16 protein-coding genes are annotated in these 20204 nt (G+C 61.3%); all 16 read right to left on the bottom strand.

Annotation, left to right across the window (positions count from 1 at the left end; genetic code table 11):
- Nucleotides 1–15 precede the first annotated feature (15 nt).
- The 16 genes from ACVWYU_RS22640 to ACVWYU_RS22565 all read right to left on the bottom strand — a co-directional run bounded on the left by ACVWYU_RS22640 (nt 16) and on the right by ACVWYU_RS22565 (nt 20194).
- Entirely contained in the window at nt 16–705 is a 690-nt protein-coding gene (locus ACVWYU_RS22640) for a response regulator (protein ID WP_247255010.1), read from the bottom strand.
- Complete coding sequence (gene kdpD / locus ACVWYU_RS22635) at nt 702–3398, bottom strand: two-component system sensor histidine kinase KdpD (RefSeq protein WP_457373712.1); 2697 nt, start codon at nt 3396–3398, stop codon at nt 702–704. The genes ACVWYU_RS22640 and kdpD overlap by 4 nt, the downstream gene beginning before the upstream one ends.
- Before the next feature lie 26 nt (nt 3399–3424).
- Nucleotides 3425–3997, bottom strand: coding sequence for a potassium-transporting ATPase subunit KdpC (gene kdpC, locus ACVWYU_RS22630; protein ID WP_457373711.1), 573 nt, complete (start codon nt 3995–3997; stop codon nt 3425–3427).
- Between the two features lie 12 nt (nt 3998–4009).
- On the bottom strand, nt 4010–6088 hold the full coding sequence (kdpB, locus tag ACVWYU_RS22625; protein ID WP_390955535.1) for a potassium-transporting ATPase subunit KdpB: 2079 nt from the start codon (nt 6086–6088) through the stop codon (nt 4010–4012).
- A gap of 10 nt (nt 6089–6098) precedes the next feature.
- Complete coding sequence (gene kdpA, locus ACVWYU_RS22620; protein ID WP_457373710.1) at nt 6099–7871, bottom strand: potassium-transporting ATPase subunit KdpA; 1773 nt, start codon at nt 7869–7871, stop codon at nt 6099–6101.
- Entirely contained in the window at nt 7868–7960 is a 93-nt protein-coding gene (kdpF, locus tag ACVWYU_RS22615; protein ID WP_090320031.1) for a K(+)-transporting ATPase subunit F, read from the bottom strand. Before kdpF ends, kdpA begins: the two co-directional genes overlap by 4 nt.
- A 308-nt stretch (nt 7961–8268) precedes the next feature.
- Nucleotides 8269–9213 carry a DMT family transporter gene (locus tag ACVWYU_RS22610; RefSeq protein ID WP_457373709.1) on the bottom strand — a complete coding sequence of 315 codons (945 nt, stop codon included), beginning with the start codon at nt 9211–9213 and terminating at the stop codon, nt 8269–8271.
- 79 nt (nt 9214–9292) lie between these two features.
- Complete coding sequence (locus tag ACVWYU_RS22605; protein WP_457373708.1) at nt 9293–10018, bottom strand: AraC family transcriptional regulator; 726 nt, start codon at nt 10016–10018, stop codon at nt 9293–9295.
- Between the two features lie 270 nt (nt 10019–10288).
- Nucleotides 10289–11611 carry an ABC transporter ATP-binding protein gene (locus ACVWYU_RS22600; protein ID WP_090323316.1) on the bottom strand — a complete coding sequence of 441 codons (1323 nt, stop codon included), beginning with the start codon at nt 11609–11611 and terminating at the stop codon, nt 10289–10291.
- Nucleotides 11612–11625: 14 nt separating this feature from the next.
- Entirely contained in the window at nt 11626–13368 is a 1743-nt protein-coding gene (locus tag ACVWYU_RS22595) for an ABC transporter permease (RefSeq protein ID WP_457373707.1), read from the bottom strand.
- A gap of 637 nt (nt 13369–14005) precedes the next feature.
- Nucleotides 14006–15184 (bottom strand): MFS transporter, encoded by a 1179-nt coding sequence (locus tag ACVWYU_RS22590; RefSeq protein WP_457373706.1) that lies wholly within the window; start codon nt 15182–15184, stop codon nt 14006–14008.
- 99 nt (nt 15185–15283) lie between these two features.
- Nucleotides 15284–16633, bottom strand: coding sequence for an MmgE/PrpD family protein (locus tag ACVWYU_RS22585; protein WP_457373705.1), 1350 nt, complete (start codon nt 16631–16633; stop codon nt 15284–15286).
- Nucleotides 16630–17517 (bottom strand): polysaccharide deacetylase family protein, encoded by an 888-nt coding sequence (locus ACVWYU_RS22580; RefSeq protein ID WP_457373704.1) that lies wholly within the window; start codon nt 17515–17517, stop codon nt 16630–16632. The genes ACVWYU_RS22585 and ACVWYU_RS22580 overlap by 4 nt, the downstream gene beginning before the upstream one ends.
- Nucleotides 17510–18358, bottom strand: a complete 849-nt coding sequence (locus ACVWYU_RS22575; protein ID WP_457373703.1) for a polysaccharide deacetylase family protein — start codon at nt 18356–18358, stop codon at nt 17510–17512. Before ACVWYU_RS22575 ends, ACVWYU_RS22580 begins: the two co-directional genes overlap by 8 nt.
- A gap of 207 nt (nt 18359–18565) precedes the next feature.
- Nucleotides 18566–19390, bottom strand: coding sequence for an ABC transporter substrate-binding protein (locus ACVWYU_RS22570; protein ID WP_457373702.1), 825 nt, complete (start codon nt 19388–19390; stop codon nt 18566–18568).
- Nucleotides 19391–19429: 39 nt separating this feature from the next.
- A complete protein-coding gene (locus tag ACVWYU_RS22565) occupies nt 19430–20194 on the bottom strand; it encodes an amino acid ABC transporter ATP-binding protein (protein WP_090323307.1) in 765 nt (254 codons plus the stop codon).
- Nucleotides 20195–20204 lie beyond the last annotated feature (10 nt).

The following is a 20204-nucleotide window of genomic DNA, read 5'->3' as shown; positions in this document are numbered from 1 at the left end:
GCGCCACCAACGGCCTCAAGGAATGAACCGATAGCCAACACCCGTCTCGGTCACCAGGTGCCGTGGCTGTGAAGGGTCCACCTCGACCTTCTTCCTCAACCCGCCCATGAACACCCGAAGGTACGGCGTATCGGTGGTGTGGGAGGGGCCCCAGACTGCTTTCAACAGTTGCAGATGCGTCAATACCCGATTCGGGTGCGAGCAAAGATGCACCAGCAATCGATATTCCAGCGGCGTCAGATGCAAGGGTTCACCACCACGCTCGACCACGCGACGATCGACATCGATGCGCACCTCGCCAAAACTCAGCACTGAATTGTTATCGGCGTCCTTCGCCTGTCGGCGCAGCAGTGCGCGGACCCGGGCGAGCAGCTCTCCGGTGCCGAAAGGCTTGACCAGATAGTCATCGGCGCCGCTGTCCAGGGCGAGGATTTTGTCCGATTCGGCGCCCCGGGCCGATAACACGATGATGGGCACGGGCGACCAGCTGCGGACATCGCGGATCAGCTCGATGCCGTCGCCGTCGGGCAGGCCAAGGTCGAGCACGATCAGGTCGGGGCGGCGCGTGCCGGCGTCGATGATGCCTCGGTGAAACGTATCGGCCTCATGCACTTCCAGGCCTTCGGCTTGCAGTGCCATGCGCACGAAACGGCGTATTTCCTTTTCGTCCTCAACGATCAGGACATGGGGCACGGGTTCGCTCATGAGGGCTCCTCGTCCGTTTGCTGGGTTAAGGGTTCGATCACGGGTGGGGTTTCGCGGGGCAGGCGCAAGGTGAAACAAGCACCACCCTGGGGCCGCGTGACGCCGACGATGGTCCCGTCATGCGCCCGGGCAATCGCCCGGCAGATGGCCAGGCCCAGGCCGACGCCGGGGATTGAACTTTCCTTTTTGCCACGCATGAATTTGTTGAAGATGGCCTCTTCCTGTCCCGGTGGCAGGCCATGCCCTTCGTCGGCGACCCACAATTCGAGGGCCTCCGGCGTGGCGTTGGCGCCAACGCTGATCGCGGTGTCGGGTGGGGTGTATTTGATCGCGTTTTCGATCAGGTTGATGAGGATGCGCTCGATCAGCACCGCATCGATACGCACCGGTGGCAAGTCGTCATCCAGCGCGACGCGAACCGAACGCCCGTTCAGAATCGGCTGGACGGTTCGCAGGGCGCTACCCACCACGTCCTCGATCGGCTGCCACTGACGATTCAATTCCACCTTGCCGGATTCCAGGCGCGCCATGTCCAGCAAGTTGTTGACCAGCGTGTTCATGCGCAATGCTGATTCGCCCACGGCGCTGGCGATTTCGGCGGCTTCGCCGGTCAAGGGTGGCTTGGTCAGTTTCAGCGCTTCGGCGAGCCCGACCATGACCGACAGTGGGGTTCGCAGGTCGTGGGAGATGGCCGAGAGCAGCAAGTTGCGCAAGCGCTCGGATTCCATGTGAACCGTCGTGTCCTGAGCCACGTTGATGTAGTGAATCCGCTCCAGGGAGATGGCCAGCAACGAGGCGCAAGTGTCGAGCAGGCGCCGCTGTTCCGGCACCACCAACCGGGTGGTATCGCGCGGCTGCACCGCCAGTATCCCGCGCACCCGCATCGGTGCCGACAAGGGCAAATACAGCGTGGAACTCGAGGGCAGGGTGTCGGTGCCGTAGCCGGCCGGCTCGGCTTTGTCGAATGCCCACTGGGCAATGGCCAGGTCGACTTGCGGTGCGTCGCCCGTGATCAGCGGTGCCTGGAGTTTGTTGTTGTCATCGGCCACCAGCAAGGCCGATCGGGCACCAAATTCGGCCGTCAGAAACTGCGCACTGATAGTGGCCACCTGTTCGGTCATCAGCGTGGCGGATAAAAGGCGCGACATCTCATAGAGCGCGCGCATGCGATCTTCGCGCCGTTGCGAGACCCGCGCCTGGTACTTGAGGCCGGCGGTCATCTGGCCAATCACCAGAGCCACCACCAGCATGACCATGAACGTCACCAGGTATTGAATATCGGCAAAGGCGAAGGAATAGCGCGGCGAGACAAAGAAAAAATCGAAGGCGCCGACCGACACGAAAGACGCCATCACCGCCGGGCCGCGACCGAAGCGCACCGCGACGGCAACCACCCCCAGCAAAAAGAGCATGACGATGTTGGCTTGCTCGAGTATGTCTGCCAGCGGCAGGGCAACCAGCGTCGTGCCCGCGCACAATACGGCGCTCCACAGATAGGCGGGCCAGTGGATGGGGCTGTCGCGAGTTTCAGGCGTGTTCTCAGGGCGTGGAGCGCTGGCCGGCAGCGAGATTTGAATCACATCCAGATCAGCGCCCAGCTTGCCGATCTTGTCCGCCAGCACCTGGCGCCAGAATCGCCGCCGCGCCAGCGTGTCCCGGCCCAAAACGACTTTCGACAGGTTGTGTTGCCGGGCGTATTTGACCAGCGTTTCGGCAATGTCCTGACCCGCCAGCGTCGCGATCTGCGCGCCCATGTCCTGAGCCAGTTTCAAGGCTGCCAGCACCCGTCGCCGCTTGGCATCGGCCAGGCGTTGCAGGGACGGGGTTTCGACGTACACGGCGTGCCACGGCACATTCAGCTGGACGGCCAGGCGAGCCGTTGAACGCACGGTCTTTTCCGCCTGGTCGTGGGGGCCGACGCAGGCGAGCAGGGAATCGCGAGTGCCCCACACCGGTTTGACCGAGCTGTTCTGGCGGTACTGCAACATGTCACTGTCGACCCGGTCGGCGGTGCGCCGCAGGGCCAGTTCCCGCAGGGCAATCAGGTTGCCCTTGCGAAAGAAATTCTGCACCGCACGCTCGGCCTGTTGCGCCAGGTAGACCTTGCCTTCTTTCAGGCGCTGCAACAGGTCGTCGGGAGGCAGGTCGACGATGACCACTTCGTCGGCCGTGTCGAATACATGGTCGGGTACGGTCTCCCAGACCCGGATGCCGGTGATGCCGCCCACAATGTCGTTCAGGCTCTCAAGATGCTGGACATTCATCGTGGACCAGACGTCGATACCGGCGCTGAGCAGTTCCTCCACGTCCTGCCAGCGCTTTGGGTGTCGCGAACCGACGACATTGGAATGGGCCAGTTCATCGATAAGGATCAAGCCGGGCGCACGGGCGAGCGCGGCGTCCAGGTCGAATTCGGTGACGGTACGGTTTTTGTCGATGATGCGTTTGAGGGGCAGCGACTCCAGGCCGTCGATCAGCGCTTCGGTTTCGGCGCGGCCGTGGGTTTCGACCACGCCGATCAATACATCGATGCCCTGCAGTTTTGCCGTGTGGGCGGCCGACAGCATGGCGTAGGTCTTGCCGACCCCGGCGCTGGCGCCGAAGAAAATCTTCAGCCGACCGCGTTTGGCTTGCTCGTCCTCTTGGCGAATCAGGGCCAGGAGCTGGTCCGGGTCGGGACGTTGTTCGGCCATCACGCTCACCGTGAATGAGCTTGCGCTCAGTGTGTGGCGTCAAGCGCCAGGTTCAGTGCCAGCACGTTGACCCGCGGTTCGCCGAGGAACCCGAGCAGCGTGCCTTGCGCATTCTTGTCGATCAGTTGGCGTACCTGTTCAAGCGGCAGGTTGCGCACCCGTGATACCCGGCCGGCCTGGTACATCGCAGCCGCCACACTGATATGTGGATCAAGACCACTGGCGGAACTGTAGACCAGGTCGGCGGGCACCGTGGTGGTATTGCCTGGATCCGCCGCGCGCAGGGCGGCAATCCGCCCCTTGACCGCGTCCATCAATGCCGGATTCAACGGGCCCAGGTTCGATCCGCCCGAGGCCAGCGGGTTGTAGGGCATGGGGCTGGTGGCGGAAGGGCGGCTCCAGAAGTACTTCGGATCGCTGAAACCCTGACCGATCAACAGCGAGCCCACGGTTTTGCCGTCCCGTTCGACCAGGCTGCCGGCGGCCTGATGGGGAAAGACCAGCCGGGCAACCCCGGTGGTGACCAGTGGATAGGCCAGTCCGGTGAGCAGTGACAGGGCAATGAACAGAATCATCGCGGGACGGAGCAGAGATAACATGGCCGTACTCCCTCAAGTCAGACCGACAGCGGACAATGCCATGTCGATCACTTTGATACCAATGAATGGAACGATCACCCCACCCAGTCCGTAGATCAACAGGTTGCGCCGCAACAGCAGGGCCGCACCGACCGGGCGGTACTTCACGCCTCTGAGCGCCAGGGGAATCAGGAAAATGATAATCAGCGCGTTGAAAATCACCGCCGACAGCACGGCGGAGTTCGGGCTCGTCAGGCCCATGATGTTGAGCGCGGCGAGCTGCGGGTACGTGGTGACGAAGGCCGCGGGCACGATGGCGAAATACTTGGCGATGTCGTTGGCAATCGAGAAGGTGGTCAGCGAGCCACGGGTCATCAGCATCTGTTTGCCGGTTTCCACCACCTCGATCAGCTTCGTCGGGTTGCTGTCCAGATCGACCATGTTGCCGGCCTCCTTGGCCGCCTGGGTGCCCGAGTTCATGGCCACCGCGACATCGGCCTGTGCCAGCGCCGGGGCGTCGTTGGTGCCGTCGCCGGTCATGGCCACCAGCCGACCTTCGGCCTGGTAGCGGCGGATCAGCTCGAGTTTTTGCTCCGGCGTGGCCTCGGCCAGGAAGTCGTCGACGCCGGCCTCGGCGGCGATGGCGGCGGCGGTGACCCGGTTGTCGCCGGTGACCATGACGGTCTTGATCCCCATGCGCCGCAATTCGAGGAAACGCTCCTTGATGCCGCCTTTGACGATGTCCTTGAGTTCGATCACGCCCAGTACTTTGGCTCCGTCCGCCACCACCAGCGGCGTGCTGCCCCGGCGGGCCACCTCGTCGATGATGGTTTGCACGGCGTCCGGAAAATGCCCGCCCTGGGACTGGACGTGCCGCAGGATCGCTTCGCCGGCGCCCTTGCGCAGTTGCCGGCTGCCCATGTCGACACCGCTCATGCGGGTCTGTGCGGAGAAGTGCACGAAGTGCGCGTCGAGCGCGGCAATGTCGCGTTCACGCAGGTTGAAGCGTTGTTTGGCCAGTACCACGATGCTGCGGCCTTCGGGGGTTTCGTCGGACAGGGAGGCGAGTTGCGCCACGTCCACCAACTCCGCTTCCTTGACCCCCGGTGCCGGCAGGAATGCCGAGGCGTGACGGTTGCCCAGGGTGATGGTCCCGGTTTTGTCGAGCAGCAAGACATCCACATCACCGGCCGCTTCCACCGCACGGCCGGACGTCGCGATCACGTTGGCTTCCATCATGCGGCTCATGCCCGCCACCCCGACCGCCGAAAGCAAACCGGCAATGGTGGTGGGGATCAGGCACACCAGCAACGAGATCAGGACGGTGATCGAGACCGGTGTGCCGGACTGGGCCACCGCCACGCCGAACAGCGAGAAGGGCAGCAGCGTCACCGTCACCCCCAGGAACACGATCGTCAACGCCACCAACAGGATCGACAGGGCGATTTCATTCGGCGTCTTTTGCCGTTTGGCGTTCTCCACCATGGCGATCATGCGGTCGACGAAGGTTTCGCCAGGGTTGGTGGTGACGCGAATGACAATCCAGTCCGACAGGACCCGAGTCCCGCCTGTTACCGATGAGAAATCCCCCCCGCATTCCCGAATCACCGGGGCCGACTCACCGGTGATGGCCGATTCGTCCACCGAGGCAGCACCTTCGATGACTTCGCCATCGGCGGGGATCAGCGAGTTCGCGAGGTCGCCGGCCTCGACCACCACCACATCGCCTTTGCACAGGTCACTCGATTGCGCCAATTGCCACTCGGCACCGTAGTGCGGTTCACGCAGTTTCTTGGCCCAGGTTTCCTTTTTCAGGTCCCGCAGCGAGGCCGCCTGAGCCTTGCTGCGGCCCTCGGCCAGGGCTTCGGCAAAGTTGGCGAACAGCACGGTGAACCACAGCCACAAGGCAATCGCGAGAATGAACCCGGCGCTGGCCTCACCCTGGCCACGCAGGGCCTGGACCCACAGGGCGCTGGTGATGAGCGCGCCGATGTAGACGACAAACATCACCGGATTGCGCCACTGGATCCTCGGATCGAGTTTGTGCACGGAATCGACCATGGCCGGGCCAATCAGTTTCGGGTCGAACAAGGTGAACGCTTTGCGTGTCATGTTCGTGGTCTCACTTGATCAATATGAGGTGTTCGACGACGGGGCCCAGCGCGAGCGCCGGCACGTAGTTCAGCAACCCGACCAGCAACACCGTACCGATCAGCAGCACCACGAACAGCATCCCGTGGGTGGGCATCGTGCCGCCGGTGACCGGCAAGCGTTTTTTCGCGGCCAGGCTACCGGCGACAGCGAGCACCGGGACGATCACGCCGAAGCGTCCGAACCAGCAGCCGATGGCCAGCATGATGTTGTAGAACGGGGTGTTGGCGGACAGCCCGGCGAAGGCGCTGCCGTTGTTGTTGGCCACCGAGGTGAAGGCGTAGAGGATTTCCGAGAAGCCGTGGGCGCCGGGGTTGGCGATGCCCAGCCTGCCGGCGTCGGCCATGACCGCGATGGCGGTGCCGAACAGCACCAGCAAGGGCGTGACCAGAATCGCGATGGCGACCATTTTCATCTCGTAGGCTTCGATCTTCTTGCCCAGGTACTCGGGTGTCCGACCGATCATCAGACCGGCGATGAACACGGCGAGGAGGGCGAATATCAGCATGCCGTACAGGCCTGAGCCGGTGCCGCCGAACACCACTTCGCCCAGTTGCATCAACACCAGAGGCACCGCGCCGCCCAGCGGGGTAAACGAGTCGTGCATGGCGTTGACCGCACCGCAGGAAGCAGCGGTGGTCACCGCGGCGAACAGGCTGGAGGCGCTGATGCCGAAGCGCAGTTCCTTGCCCTCCATGTTGCCCGCCGCCGTGTCGATGCCCAGTGTCGAGAACTGCGGGTTGCCCAGTTGTTCGTAATGGGTGACGGCCACCACGGCGATCACAAAGATGATCGTCATTGCCGCCAACAGCGCCCAGCCCTGGCGAATGTCACCGACGATGTGGCCGAAGACGAAACACAGTGCGGTCGGGATCAGGAAGATCGCGATCAGTTGGAAGAAGTTCGTCAGTGCGGTCGGGTTTTCATAAGGGTGCGCCGAGTTGGCATTGAAGAAGCCGCCGCCGTTGGTGCCGAGCATCTTGATCGCCTCTTGCGAGGCAACGGGGCCCATGGCGATGGTTTGCTTGTCGGTGCTGGCGGCCACGGTGACCGGGCTGCCCTGGGCATCAAGCTTGGGCTGACCGGCGTCATTGAGCACCGGGGCCTGGTACTGCATGACTTCCAGGATCGAGACGTCCTTGTACGGGTCGAGATTCTGGATCGACCCTTGGCTGACAAGGAACAGTGCGAAGATCAACGACAGTGGCAGCAGTACCCACAGGGTGATGCGGGTGAGGTCGGCCCAGGCGTTGCCGATGCTGGCCGCGCTGTGCCGGGCGAATCCGCGAATCAGGGCCACGGCGACCACGATGCCGGTGGCGGCCGAGAAGAAGTTCTGCACCGTCAGCGCGAGCATCTGGGTCAGGTAGCTCATCGTCGATTCGCCGCTATAGGCTTGCCAGTTGGTATTGGTGACGAAACTGGCGGCGGTGTTGAACGAAGAGTCCGGTGTAACGGCGGCAAACCCCTGGGGGTTGAACGGCAGAATGCCTTGCAGCCGTTGCAAGGCATAAACGGCCAGGAACCCCAACGTGTTGAACAGGATCAAGGCGAGCGCGTACTGCAGCCATCCCATCTGCGTCTCAGGCGTGACCCCGGCCAGTCGATACAGCGGTGACTCTATGCGCACGCCAAAGGCAAACCGGCCCTCCATCACAGTGGTCAACCAACGCCCGATCGGCCAGGCCAACAGCGTCAGCACCAGCAGGAAGACCGTGAGCAGGACCCAGGCTTGAGTCGTCATAGGAAGTCCTCCGGAAACAACAGCGCCGCAATCAGGTACACCAGCAACCCGGCCGCAATGATGCCGCCGAACAGATAGAAGCCTGTCATGACCGTCTCCTGTCGAGCGCCGCACAGCCGTAAGCCAGGCCGACCAGAATGATGAAAAACACCGCACCGAGTAGCAGATAAATGAAGTCCATGGCTTTTCCTCCCGCGATGAGGAAAGCCTAGAGCGATGCCTGGTAAGTTGTCAGAAAGATCGGGAGGCGAAGAATAAAGATCTTGTAAAGATGCACCGGATTGATCCGCCATGATCGCCCGCAAGCCGGCTTCTACAGGTTTGACCACCTCGACGCGGTTGAAAACCGCAAGCAAGCGCACGTGTGGCCGAACAATCGAGACGCAGAAAATCCGCGCTAAGTGGCCATGGAAGGTTGGGGCGCGCGATGACAATTCAGGCACCAAACGACGCCTGTCACCAGCAGTGCGATGGCGGCCAGCTCATACCCGTCGGGTAGCCGTTGCTCCCATAAAAAACCAAAAACGAGCGCCGCCAGCGTTTCGATCACGAGCACTTGCCCACTGAGTGCCAATGGCAGGAGCCGGCTGGCCTGGTTCCAGCATGCCCCACCCACCACCGACGACAAAAGTGCCACGCCACCGGCCACCATGAGCCAATGCAGCCATTCCGACGTGCCCGGTGTATCTGTCTGAAAACCGAATACCGGTACCGCCAACAGCAGTGATTGAGCACCGGTCACTACGCCGGTCAGCAGTGCCCAGTCAGGGGAGGAGACGCCGGCCACTTGCACTAACCGCCGGGCATTGCTGACCGCGAACCAACTCCAGGTCAGCAATGCGCCTGACGCGCATAAAATCCCGGCGATGTTCGTCGATGTATCGTGACGGTCGCCATTGATCAGTGCGTGCCAGCTGATCAACACGACCCCCGCGACAGCACAGCAAAGCGAAGGGAAGAGCTTTCGCAAGGAAACGGCGTTGGCGTCATGACGCCCGGCCAGGGTGACGAGCACCGGAATGAGCCCGACGATCAGGGACGTGGTAGCGATGCCCACCAACTGGACACCGGTGCCCACCAGTGCGTAGTAAACGAGGTTGCCGATCAGGCTCAGCCAGAAGAGCGATTTCCAGTCGGCGATGGTGAGACTGGCGCAGACACGCCTCCAGCGCGGCATGAGCAGGACGACCGAGAGGGCGCCGTAGCAGAGGAATCTCAGGACCGCGAACTGCAAGCCACTCAACCCCGGCGTCAGCTGTGGACCGAGGAAAATCACCCCCCAACACAGGCCCGCGCACACCCCGTAGCCGGCGCCCTTCAACAGTGATCGATCAGCAAACATTTCACCCACGCCCTACACCGCAAAGCCTGCAGTCTGGAGCGATTGATCCGGGAAATATTGTCGATAACTCCTGGCTTTTTTACCCAGGCTGTTTTTGAGCCTTGCGATAAACCGCCGGGGTTGTAGCGCTCACACGCTGCATGGCACGGGTCAGCGCCGCCTGATCGGAAAAACCGGCACGCAAGGCGATGTCCGCTATTGGTAATGCGGTGCCACGCAACCATCGTTGAGCTTCGTGAATGCGCAACTGCGTCAACCAGGCTTGAGGGCTCATCGCGAACAATTGCCGGAATCGCTGGTGGAGCTGGCTCATGCTCATGTTGGCTGCTTGAGCCATGGCCTCGTTGCTCCAGTTGGCGCCAGGGTTTGCGCGCAGACGGGCGATCAACTGCTCCATGGGCGACGAAAAGGCGGTATCCGAGCCGAGCGATGACAGCAGCAGGGGGGCCAGTTGGGAGGCACCGATGGACAGTTGCTCTTTACCGATCAACTCGGCGAATTCGATCAGCCGCCGGGTCGCCGGGGGGATTGGCACGTATATTTGCCGGGCCAGACGCTCCATCTGGAGCGTTTCCAGCGTCGTCGCTGCACAGTCCAACACCAGAAAACGGCTATCAGCCTGAGCGAGCTGCGAGTGCACTGAGCCAGGCGCCACGAGCGCCGCCAGCGACGGATCGATGCAGCCCCCGCGACCGTCCACGTCTATTTCCATCCGACCACACACCGGCAGTACCCATTGTGCAAAGTCATGGTGGTGGTGAGGGTTTTCCCCCTCGTAGCGTCGAACTTCAAGGCTTGGAAACATGGGTGCACCATTGCGGCTGTCGGGCGATTCGAGGTTTGGCGTTCCACCGTGCCCGTGCACCGCACTGTTTTCAGCGTCAGACGTGGGGCAGCGGATTCTAGCACCTGCCGATCAACCCGTTAATCACGCAGGTTAGTGGCTGGACGCTTGCGCAAGTAGCCAAAACCGGGCGCTTTACCTATGGCGCTGGTGAAGGGATCGGCGGTCCCAGGGCGTCTGGCAGAGAGAATTCACCCTGTGTGGACGGCCGACCCTATGGCGTGGAAAGGGCTATACGCTGCCTTCTACATCGTCCAGGCTGAAGGTCTCGGTGTGGTCATCATAGGAGAAGATTTCAGCGTAACGCCCCCAGGTGATCACGCTCTCCAATGTTTTCTCCACAAACGCATCGGTCAGTGAATCCTCCAGTTCCTGCTCAAAACGCACCCGCGGCGCGCGGTGGCCGTTTCGTTCCTGCAAGACCTGGCGAATGCGTGCGGCCAGTGGCACGTGTTTGACCAGGTGTTCGGCAAACAGGGCTTTGCGTTCCTGGGTTCCGTAGTCAGCGAATAGCTTGCCGGCCTCGGTGAGGGTGATGTCGGCGCCCTTGAGTTCGGCAAAGCCCAGGTGCTCCAGCATTTCCGCGACCGGGAACAGGTCGTCCACCTCCAGCAAGCGCCGTTCCGCGACGTCGGGCAGGCCTGCTTCACCGTTATACGGCTCGGCCGCCAGCGTTTCGATCAGGCCGGCGATGAGGTTGGTGGAAACTTCCGGCAGCGGGCTGCCCATTTTCAGTTCGGCTTTGCCGGTGCTGGCATCGGCGCTGCGGCGGTCTGTCATCAAGGCATAGATGTCGTCGACCATTTGCCGAAAGGTCGGGTCCAGGCGGTTGCGCGGATGCTCGAAAGGCACTTTGATTTCGGCGACCACTCGCCCTGGGTTTGATGACAGGACCAGAATGCGGTCGCACATCAAAACCGCTTCTTCGATGTTGTGGGTCACGATCAGGATGGATTTGATCGGCAGTTGCTTGCCGCTCCACAAGTCCAGCAGGTCAGTGCGCAGGGTCTCGGCGGTCAGCACGTCCAGTGCGGAAAAGGGCTCATCCATTAACAGCAGGGTCGGGTTCACCACCAGGGCGCGGGCAAATCCGACCCGTTGGCGCATGCCACCGGACAACTCCCGGGGGTAGGCGTTTTCGAACCCGTCGAGGCCGATCAGGTCAATCGCCGCCAGTGCGCGCTTGCGGGCAGCCTTGCGTTCGACCTGGAGCGCCTGAAGACCGGCTTCCACGTTTTCGAGGACCGTCAGCCAAGGGAACAGCGCAAAGGTCTGAAAGACCATCGCGACACCTTCGGCCGGCCCGGTGAGCAAGTCACCGTTGTAGCGGACTTCCCCCGACGACGGCGCTATCAGGCCGGCAATGATGCGCAGCAAGGTGGATTTGCCCGAACCGGAACGGCCCAGCATGCCGACGATCTCGCCTTCTCGCAGGGTCAGGTCGACATCGCTGAGCACTTGCAACTCGTCCTTGCCCTTGCCAAACGCCCGGCTCACGTTGTTCAGCGCATAGATTTCGGGGGATGCCTGTGTGTGTTCTGTAAAGGTATTCATGACATCGAATCCCGTTAGTTGAGACGGAGTTTGTTTTCAGCAATGGCGTACATCGGCCGCCATACTGCGCGATTGAAGGCCACGACGAAGAGCGACATCACCACCACGCCCAAGGCGATTTTAGGGAAGTCACCGGCCGCCGTGTTCTCGGCAATGTAGGCGCCCAGGCCATGTGCCACGACCTTGTCCTGTCCCCATGAAACGAATTCGGACACGATACTGGCGTTCCACGCGCCGCCCGAGGCTGTAATCGCTCCGGTCACGTAATACGGGAAGATGCCCGGCAGCATCACTTTGCGCCACCACAACCAGCCGCGAATGCGGAAGTTGGTTGCGGCTTCGCGGAAGTCATTGGGGAATGCGCTGGCGCCGGCAATAACGTTGAACAGGATGTACCACTGCGTGCCCAGCACGATCAGCGGACTCAGCCAGATGTCCGGGTTCAACTGGTAGCGCAGGATCACGATGACAAACACCGGGAACAACAGGTTCGCAGGAAAGGCCGCGAGGAACTGCGCCAGTGGCTGGATTTTTTCCGCCAGGTGCGGACGCAAACCGATCATCACCCCCAGCGGCACCCAAATCAGCGAGGCCACGGCAATCAACAACGCCACCCGTACCAGGGTAATGAGCCCCATGCCGAGCACATGCCCGACTTCACCGAGTGTCACTTCGCTGCTCATGTAGAGGGCGATGTGGTACAGCGTGTAGAGGGTCAACGCGGCAATCAGCGCGCCCCAGAGCCAATCGATCAGGCGTGAGGTGGCCGGGCTCGAAGACGCGGCGGTGCGGTTCGAGCGCGGCAGGCTGAAACGTCGATTGCCGATTCGGCCGATGGTTCGGGTGATGGGACGCAGCACGCGCTGGACCACGCGCGTGCGCTGGATCAGCTTCAGCACCCATGATTCCGGCGAACCTGCCTGGGACGCGGTGTTTTCCATGCGGAATTTATCCGCCCAGGCCACCAGTGGCCGGAACAGAAACTGGTCGTAAATCAGGATGACCGCGATCATCGCCAGAATGACGTAGCCCACGGCGTGCAGGTTTTGCTGCTGGATGGCGACCGCCAGGTATGAACCCACGCCAGGCAGCATGACGGTCTTGTCGCCGACGGTGATGGCTTCAGAGGCCACCACGAAGAACCAGCCACCGGACATGCTCATCATCATGTTCCAGACCAGCCCCGGAATGGCGAAAGGCACGTCGAGCTTCCAGAACTTTTGCCAGCCGGACAATTGAAGGTTGCTGGACACTTCTTCCAGGTCTCGCGGCAGCATGCGCAGTGACTGGTAGAAGCTGAACGTCATGTTCCATGCCTGACTGGTAAAGATGGCAAAAATGGCGGCGAATTCAGCGCCGAGCACTCGCCCTGGAAACAGCAGCAGGAAGAACGTCACGGTGAACGAGATGTAGCCCAGTACGGGCACCGATTGCAGGATATCCAGCACCGGCACCAGCAGTTTTTCGGCCCGTCGGCTTTTGGCGGCCAGCGTTCCGTACAGCAGGGTGAACACCAGGGACGCGGCCATCGCCGCGAGCATGCGCAAGGTCGTGCGCATTGCATATTCGGGAAGGTTGGTCGGGTCGAGTGAGATGACGTCACCCTGCAAGGTGGACATCGGCGCCCAGGTTTCCCGTGCTGCTATCGAGAAAAACAGCAAGAAACCGATCACCAGCGGCAGGGCGACCAGATCCCAGCGGTTGGGCAGCAGTCGCAGGGCCGTGGCCGGAATGTAATGACGGAATACTTTGTTCATATTCAGTGATTCCAACAGCGTTGTATGTAAGGTTCATGACCATCAGCCAACACGTTCTCGAGCACACGCGCCTGAATCTGCTCATAGGCAGTCTAAGCACAGCATACGCTTGAAGGTTGGTAAAACAGCTGAGAGAGGTCACGCAAACAAACGCTGAAGGCAGGAACAGAAACCGCACGCTTCATCAGCAAGGAAAATTGCTGGATAAATCCTTCACACGGCTCGATTCAGCTTGGCTTCTGTGTACATGACCCACCGAGAATGGGCAGGGTCCATGGTTGGATACTCCTGTGGTGGGTTGAAATGGATAGGCAGGCTGGATAAGCGAAATGATAGTCCTTCGACTCTAACGCCGCCCAACTGTCGATTTGTGAGTGGCTGTCGCCAGGGGCCGGCTGTCAACTCATCGCTTTCCAGAGAAAAGTATACGGATCAAATTGTTACAAGAGATGAAAAAAACGTAATTTTTGAAGATTAAAAAATTCATATTTTTATGCAGGGGGGCGCGCGACACGTTTTCAGGAGCCGTGCCGACGAGTCTACGCCGGGATCAACGAAGGGCCGAGAGCCTACTCAGTGAGGTGAGCCGGGGAGGCACGGCGCGCTGTGTGCCTCAGGTCCATGGGGTTTCAGTGCATTATTTTTGCACTCTGGCCATCCGCCGACCGCTCATGAAGCACAGGGAACCACCCATCGCAGTCAGTGCGCTTAAGGCATAGAACATCGTGGGCGCCGCAGTGTGCATCAGCAGGAAGCCACAAATCACCGGACTCAGGGCACCACCGAAAGCCGCCAGGTTTTGGGCACCGTAGTAGCTGCCGCGCAGCTCTTCCGGGGCCAGGGTGTCGACGAAGAGGAATTCGGCCGGGTAAATGATCATTTCACCCAGGGTGAAAACGAACATCGCCACGCACCAACTCAGCATGTTGTCAGCCAGGCTGAAGCCGATCAGGCCGAAGATGAACAGGCTGGTGCCTCCGGCAATCCAGTAGCGCAGCTTCTCGCGATTGAGGAACCGGCCGATCTGGTACTGCAACAGGATCACGCTGATGGCGTTGCAGGCGAGCAGGGCGGCCATGATTTCCAGGGCGCGTTTGGAGTCGTGGGTCACCAGCAGGTATTGCGACAAGTAGAGGGTATAGCGCCCGTGCACCACCGTGCTGAGCAGGCAGCCGCAGGTGAACATGATCAGGGTGCGGTCGTTTTTCAGGGTGACCAGCGTCTTGAGGAAGCTTTGCGGTTTACCAATGGCCGGTGTCTGCGCGGCATCACTGGGGAAGCCTACCATCAGGAAAATGCTGAAAAACGCGATGCCGGCGGCGATCAGGAACGGCGCAATCGGATAGACCCCGGCGATCACCACGCCGAGCATGGGGCCGGTGGCATAGCCGATGTTGGTCAGGGTGTAGCGCAGGGAAAACGCCTTGGCACGCTGGCCCATGGGCAGGTTTTCGCTGAGGATCGCTTTTGAACCGATGAGAAACAGCGCTGACGCGGTTTCGGTGACCACGAGGCTCATGGTGGTCAGGTAGAGATTTTGGGCAAAGGTCAGCAGTACGAAACCGATGGCGCTCGAGAGCATCGCCAGGATCAGCAATCGGCGCTTTTCCAGGCGGTCGATGACATAACCGCCATAGAGCGCGAGCAGGGTTGCGATGAATACCGCGATACCGAGCAGCAAACCGACGTCCTGTTGGTTGAGGCCCAGCTTGTGGCTCAGGAACAGCGTGAGCAAGGGGCTGGTAATGGCGCGACTGACCACGATGGTCAGTGAAACGATCATCAAGCGGCGAATAACGAGCGAGTAAGTGGCCACGGTGGTGCAAATGTCCTTATTCAGGTTTCGGGTGTTCGACCAGTCGCCGGACCTCATCGCGAGCAGGTTCGCGATGAGATCCGGCGCACGACGCAGTACTCAAATCAGCCACCGCTCAAGCGTGCGCACCGATTCCAATTCTTCAATTCGCCACAACTGCCCGAGCAAGCCTTCAGCCTGTTGTTGCGGTAGCACCCGCAACGTCAAACTGAAAAACTTCTCCTCCAGCGCCACGTCACTCAGTGGATTGCCTGGCGCGCCCAATGGCACTTCAACGCACAGGCTTGCCTGCCGACCATCCACGGTCCGCAGCGTCACCACGGGCTCGCCATCCTCTGGCCGTTGCGGGTCCACTTCCAGATGGATGCGCGATAGCCATTGGGTCATGCGCGGGGCGCTGCGTTGGTCGTCGTCATAGGCCTGCAACCGGCAATGCCCCTGCACCAGGCGCGCGGCCAAGGCATATGGCAGGCTCATCTGTGCGGCTGCGAGGCTGCTGACGTCCTGACCGCCACACATGTCCTGAAGAAACCCGCACAGGGAAACCTGCACGTCTTCGACCTGGTCGACCCCCACATTCAGTTGATCCAGCAGCAAACCAAGGGCGTCGATGGCCGAATGGGTGCCGCGACAGGAGGCATAGGGTTTGATCGAGCAGCGGGCGAGCTTCCAGACCACACCGAGGTCCGCATCCAGCGCTTCGGGCGTCGCGGTCGCTGGAGCGAGGGTTTTCAGAAAACCACCCCAGACTTCCTCGAACAACTGCGTCGGCCCGCTGATGCCCTGTTGCGCAAACCGCGCCGCCAGCAGTCCCCCTTCGGCGGCGCGCCCGCTGTGCAGTTTCTTGCTTTGCGAACCATCGTGGATGAAGGCCCACAGGCCACCGCTGAAGCTGCCGGCGATGCCCAGCGCCGCCAGGGTTTGCCGCGCATCCAGGCCCAGGATGCGAGCACTGGCCGCCGCTGCGCCGAACACCCCGCAGGTCGCGGTGGAATGCCAACCGGCGCCGTTGTGGGCTGAATAGCCACCGCAGGCTTCGAGCACCCGGCGACCGACTTCGTAGCCGATCACTACGGCAGTGATGAACTCACGACCACTCACCGGCTGTGGCAGCATTGAAACCGCCGCCATCACCGCCGGCAGCACGACGGCACCGGAGTGGTCGCAGCCGCCGGTGTCGTCCAGCTCCAGAGCATGGGCGGCGACACCGTTAAGCATCGCTGCCTGAGCCGGGCCAACCTGCAGGTCCGTGCCCCAAACCGGCACCTCACCGGTTTCACTGGCAAACACCTTGCGCGCCTGTTCCGCGACACCGCCAGCGGCTCCGGCCAGTGTTGCACCGAAGGTATCGAGGATGTGCCGCTTGGCCTGTGTCACCAGCGCAGGCGGTAGATCTTCAAACTGCAATTCAACACAGAATTGCGCCAGACGTTGCAGGCGTTCGCTCATGACACGTAATCCCGATAATGCCGCTCATAAACTGACGCCGGGTGATCCTCGGCGACCGGCGCCGCGGTGTCTGCCCACCACTGTGCGACCTCGGCACCCGTGGCGATCCACACGTCATCGTGCTGTTGAATGCCTTCGATCAATTCGCGCAATACGCCGATGCGTCCCGGCATGGCGATGATTTCCGGGTGCAGGCGCAGCACGTAGCAAAGGCCAAAACGGTGAAATCCGGCGAAGTCCATTTGCAGGTTGCCCAGGGTGTGGCTGTAGGACGCGATCCGCGATTGCGCCGGAGGCACTGCCGGGCTGAGGTTGAAGGCGAAGTAAGGCTCGTCCTCCAGTTCATAATGCAGAGGCAGTTCAATGACCTCAGGTGCAGTCGGGTGAGCGAATGGCAAGTCATCGCCGCGCCACGACGAGGACCAGCGAATGCCCTGATCCTTCAAAGCCTCGATGAACCCCGGCGCACCATTGCCCGCCGGGATGCGAAAACCGGCCGGTCGTTGGCCGGTCAGCTCCGCCAAGGTCTCACAGCCCTTGGCGATGTCGTCGCTTTGCGCGGCCAGGTCCAGGGTGTCGTAGTTCTGATGACGATAGCCGGCGCAGGCGATCTCATGGCCGTCGGCCTGGATCGCCCGAATGTGGCCGGGGTTTTCTTCGGCGACGATACCGGGGATAAACCAGGTGCTGGACACCCCGAGTTCCTTGAACAGGCCGAGCAAACGCTCCACGCCCCGTTGTGTGCCGTAGCGCCAGACCGACAATGTCTTGTCGCGCCCGGCGACTTCCGGGGCTTGCGTGAGGATGCCGTGGATGTCGTTGTAATCGACGGTCAGTACCACGGCGCAGCGATAGCCATTGGGCCAGACAGCGGAATCAACCATGGTGATGCTCCTTGAGCCACCACTGGGCGACATCGCGGCAGGTGGCGAACCAGACGTCGTCGCGCTGACGCATGTGTTCGAAGAGTTTTTCCAGCAACAGGATGCGGCCCGGTTTGCCGGTGATCTTGGGGTGGAACAGGGTCGTCAGGCATAACCCTTCATTCATTGCGCCGTCGTATTCGCGGCACCAGTTGTCGAGGGTCAGCTCATAGCTGGCGGTACGGTCCAGCCCCGAAGGGAAGTCCGGCGCACGGGTGTAGGCGAGGGAGGCGTAGTCGTCCATTTCCCAACGACCGGGGATCTCCACCAGGGGCGTGGTGTGGCCGGGTACGTTGACCAGGTACGGCCGGTCATCGCCGCGCATGCTGCTGGAGTACGTCACGCCAGCCTCCACCAGCACCGCCGGGGTTTCGGCGCGCCAATCGCCGGAAGGCGTGCGGAAGCCTTCGGCGCGGATGTTCAGGTGTTTCCAGAACACTTCACGGGACAACTTCATGACGTCCTTTTGCTGCTGCGGCGTCAGGGCGTAAAACGATTCGTGTTTGTAGCCGTGGTAAGCCACTTCATGCCCGCGTTCGACAATGGCCTGGCACTGTCTGGGCCAGTTCTCCACGACCCAGGCCGGGACAAAGAACGTCGTCGGGATGCGGAAGTCGTCGAGCAGATCGAGCAATCGCGGCAATGCCCGGTAGGGGCCATAACCGCCGAAACCGAAGTATTCCGGTTTGCGCCAGATCGAGCCGTTGAGCATGGCATCGCCAGTCGGGCCGTCGAGATCGAAGGCCAGGGCGAGGCAGGCTTTGTGCGGGGCGGGCCAGGTCGCTGGGGGTGAGGAGGACATCGGTGATGCTCCAACTATTTATAAGTAAACACCGGACCCTGTGGGAGCGGGCTTGCCTGCGATGAGGCCGACACATTCAACCGCTCGATCAGCTGACAAATCGCCCTCGCGGGCAAGCCCGCTCCCACAGGTATGTCGGTCGGCCACAAAATTGTGATCGAACCAGACCTTTGTGGGAGCGAGTTCGCCCCCACAAAGGGCAGGTCCTTATTTGCCGGCGTTGATGGTCACGGTCTGGATCGCACCCAGTTCCAGATCCCACTTCTTCAGGATCGCCTGGTAGCTGCCGTCATCCACCATGCTCTGCAATGCGACTTTCACCGCTTCGCTCAGCTCAGGCTTTTTCTTGCTCACGCCCAGGCCGGTGAACTGCTTGGAAATCGGCAGGCCAACGGTCTTGTACATGTCCTTTTCCTGGGTTTTCAGGTACGGCAGGGTTTCGCTGCCCTGCATGGCGGCGTCAATGCGGCTCTGACGCAACTGAGCGCGGGCGTCGGCCGAGCCTTCGGTGCCGATCACGTTGATCGCCGGTTTGCCGGCGGCTTCGCAGTTGGCCTTGCTCCACTCGGCGATTTCCGCCGGGAAGGTCGTACGGCGGCTGGTGCCGACCTTCTTGCCGCACAGGTCGATGATTTCGTTGGTGGCTGCGTTTTTCTGCAAGGTGTAGAACTGCGGGCCGCTGGTGAAGTAGTCGACGAAGGTCACGCTGGCCTGACGTTCGGCGGTGTCGGTCATGCCGGACAACACCATGTCCACGCGGTCGGTGGTCAGTGCATTGATCATTTGCTCAAAACCGGTTTCCTGCCATTTGATCTTCACCCCCAAACGTTCGGCCAGCGCATTGCCCAGGTCGTAGTCGAGGCCGGTGAGGGTGTTGGTGGCCGGGTCCTTGAAATCCATCGGCGGGTAGTTCGGCATGATCGCGACGACGATCTCGCCCTTGTTCTTGATGCTGGCCGGTAATTCGGCGGCGAAGGTGAAGCCGGAGGCCATAACGCTTGCGAGTACTGCCGGGATAACGAATTTCTTCATGGTCGTTCTCTTATGAGTGTTGTGAGCGCCAAGGGGCACTTAGGTTCGAACGGCAGAAATGAAGCTTTGGGTGCGAGGGTTTTGCGGACTTATTAGTATTTCTTCGGGGCTTCCAGCCTCCACGATCTGTCCGCCGTCCATGAACACCATGCGGTTGGATACTTCGCGAGCGAAGCCCAGTTCATGGGTGACGACGATCATGGTCATGCCGGTCTGCGCCAGATCGCGCATCACCGACAGCACCTCACCGACCAGTTCCGGGTCGAGTGCCGAAGTGGGTTCATCGAATAGCATCAGCTTGGGGCGCATGGCCAAGGCACGAGCAATGGCGACACGTTGTTGCTGACCACCCGAAAGTTCGATCGGGTAGCTGTTGCGTTTGTCGGCCAGGCCGACACGGGCGAGCAGTTCCACGGCTTCTTCGTGCGCCTCCTTGGGCGAACGCTTGAGCACCTGGCACGGCCCTTCGATGATGTTTTGCAGCACGGTCATGTGCGGGAACAGGTTGAAACGCTGGAACACCATGCCGGTCGACAGGCGCTGACGGGCGATCTGCGTTTCGTTGAGCTCATGCAGCTTGTTGCCGACGACCCGGTAGCCGACCAGTTCGCCGTCGACCCAGAGGCCGCCCTTGTCGATCTTTTCCAGCTGGTTGACGCAACGCAGCAAGGTGCTTTTGCCGGAGCCGGACGGGCCGATGATGCACAGCACTTCGCCTTGCTCGACTTCGATGTTGATGTCCTTGAGCGCGTGGTACTGGTCGTAATATTTGTTCAGGCTCACGGCCTTGACGATGCTTCTCATGTCGGGTTCC

This window comes from Pseudomonas sp. TE12234 (assembly GCF_054061835.1).
The sequence above is the reverse complement of the archived record's forward strand: the minus strand, read 5'-3'. Positions and strand labels throughout refer to the sequence as shown.

Coding starts and splice junctions, on each gene's coding strand:
- ACVWYU_RS22640 (WP_247255010.1), bottom strand. CDS start 705: ATGAGCGAACCCGTGCCCCATGTCCTGATCGTTGAGGACGAAAAGGAA.
- kdpD (WP_457373712.1), bottom strand. CDS start 3,398: ATGGCCGAACAACGTCCCGACCCGGACCAGCTCCTGGCCCTGATTCGC.
- kdpC (WP_457373711.1), bottom strand. CDS start 3,997: ATGTTATCTCTGCTCCGTCCCGCGATGATTCTGTTCATTGCCCTGTCA.
- kdpB (WP_390955535.1), bottom strand. CDS start 6,088: ATGACACGCAAAGCGTTCACCTTGTTCGACCCGAAACTGATTGGCCCG.
- kdpA (WP_457373710.1), bottom strand. CDS start 7,871: ATGACGACTCAAGCCTGGGTCCTGCTCACGGTCTTCCTGCTGGTGCTG.
- kdpF (WP_090320031.1), bottom strand. CDS start 7,960: ATGACAGGCTTCTATCTGTTCGGCGGCATCATTGCGGCCGGGTTGCTG.
- ACVWYU_RS22610 (WP_457373709.1), bottom strand. CDS start 9,213: ATGTTTGCTGATCGATCACTGTTGAAGGGCGCCGGCTACGGGGTGTGC.
- ACVWYU_RS22605 (WP_457373708.1), bottom strand. CDS start 10,018: ATGTTTCCAAGCCTTGAAGTTCGACGCTACGAGGGGGAAAACCCTCAC.
- ACVWYU_RS22600 (WP_090323316.1), bottom strand. CDS start 11,611: ATGAATACCTTTACAGAACACACACAGGCATCCCCCGAAATCTATGCG.
- ACVWYU_RS22595 (WP_457373707.1), bottom strand. CDS start 13,368: ATGAACAAAGTATTCCGTCATTACATTCCGGCCACGGCCCTGCGACTG.
- ACVWYU_RS22585 (WP_457373705.1), bottom strand. CDS start 16,633: ATGAGCGAACGCCTGCAACGTCTGGCGCAATTCTGTGTTGAATTGCAG.
- ACVWYU_RS22580 (WP_457373704.1), bottom strand. CDS start 17,517: ATGGTTGATTCCGCTGTCTGGCCCAATGGCTATCGCTGCGCCGTGGTA.
- ACVWYU_RS22575 (WP_457373703.1), bottom strand. CDS start 18,358: ATGTCCTCCTCACCCCCAGCGACCTGGCCCGCCCCGCACAAAGCCTGC.
- ACVWYU_RS22570 (WP_457373702.1), bottom strand. CDS start 19,390: ATGAAGAAATTCGTTATCCCGGCAGTACTCGCAAGCGTTATGGCCTCC.
- ACVWYU_RS22565 (WP_090323307.1), bottom strand. CDS start 20,194: ATGAGAAGCATCGTCAAGGCCGTGAGCCTGAACAAATATTACGACCAG.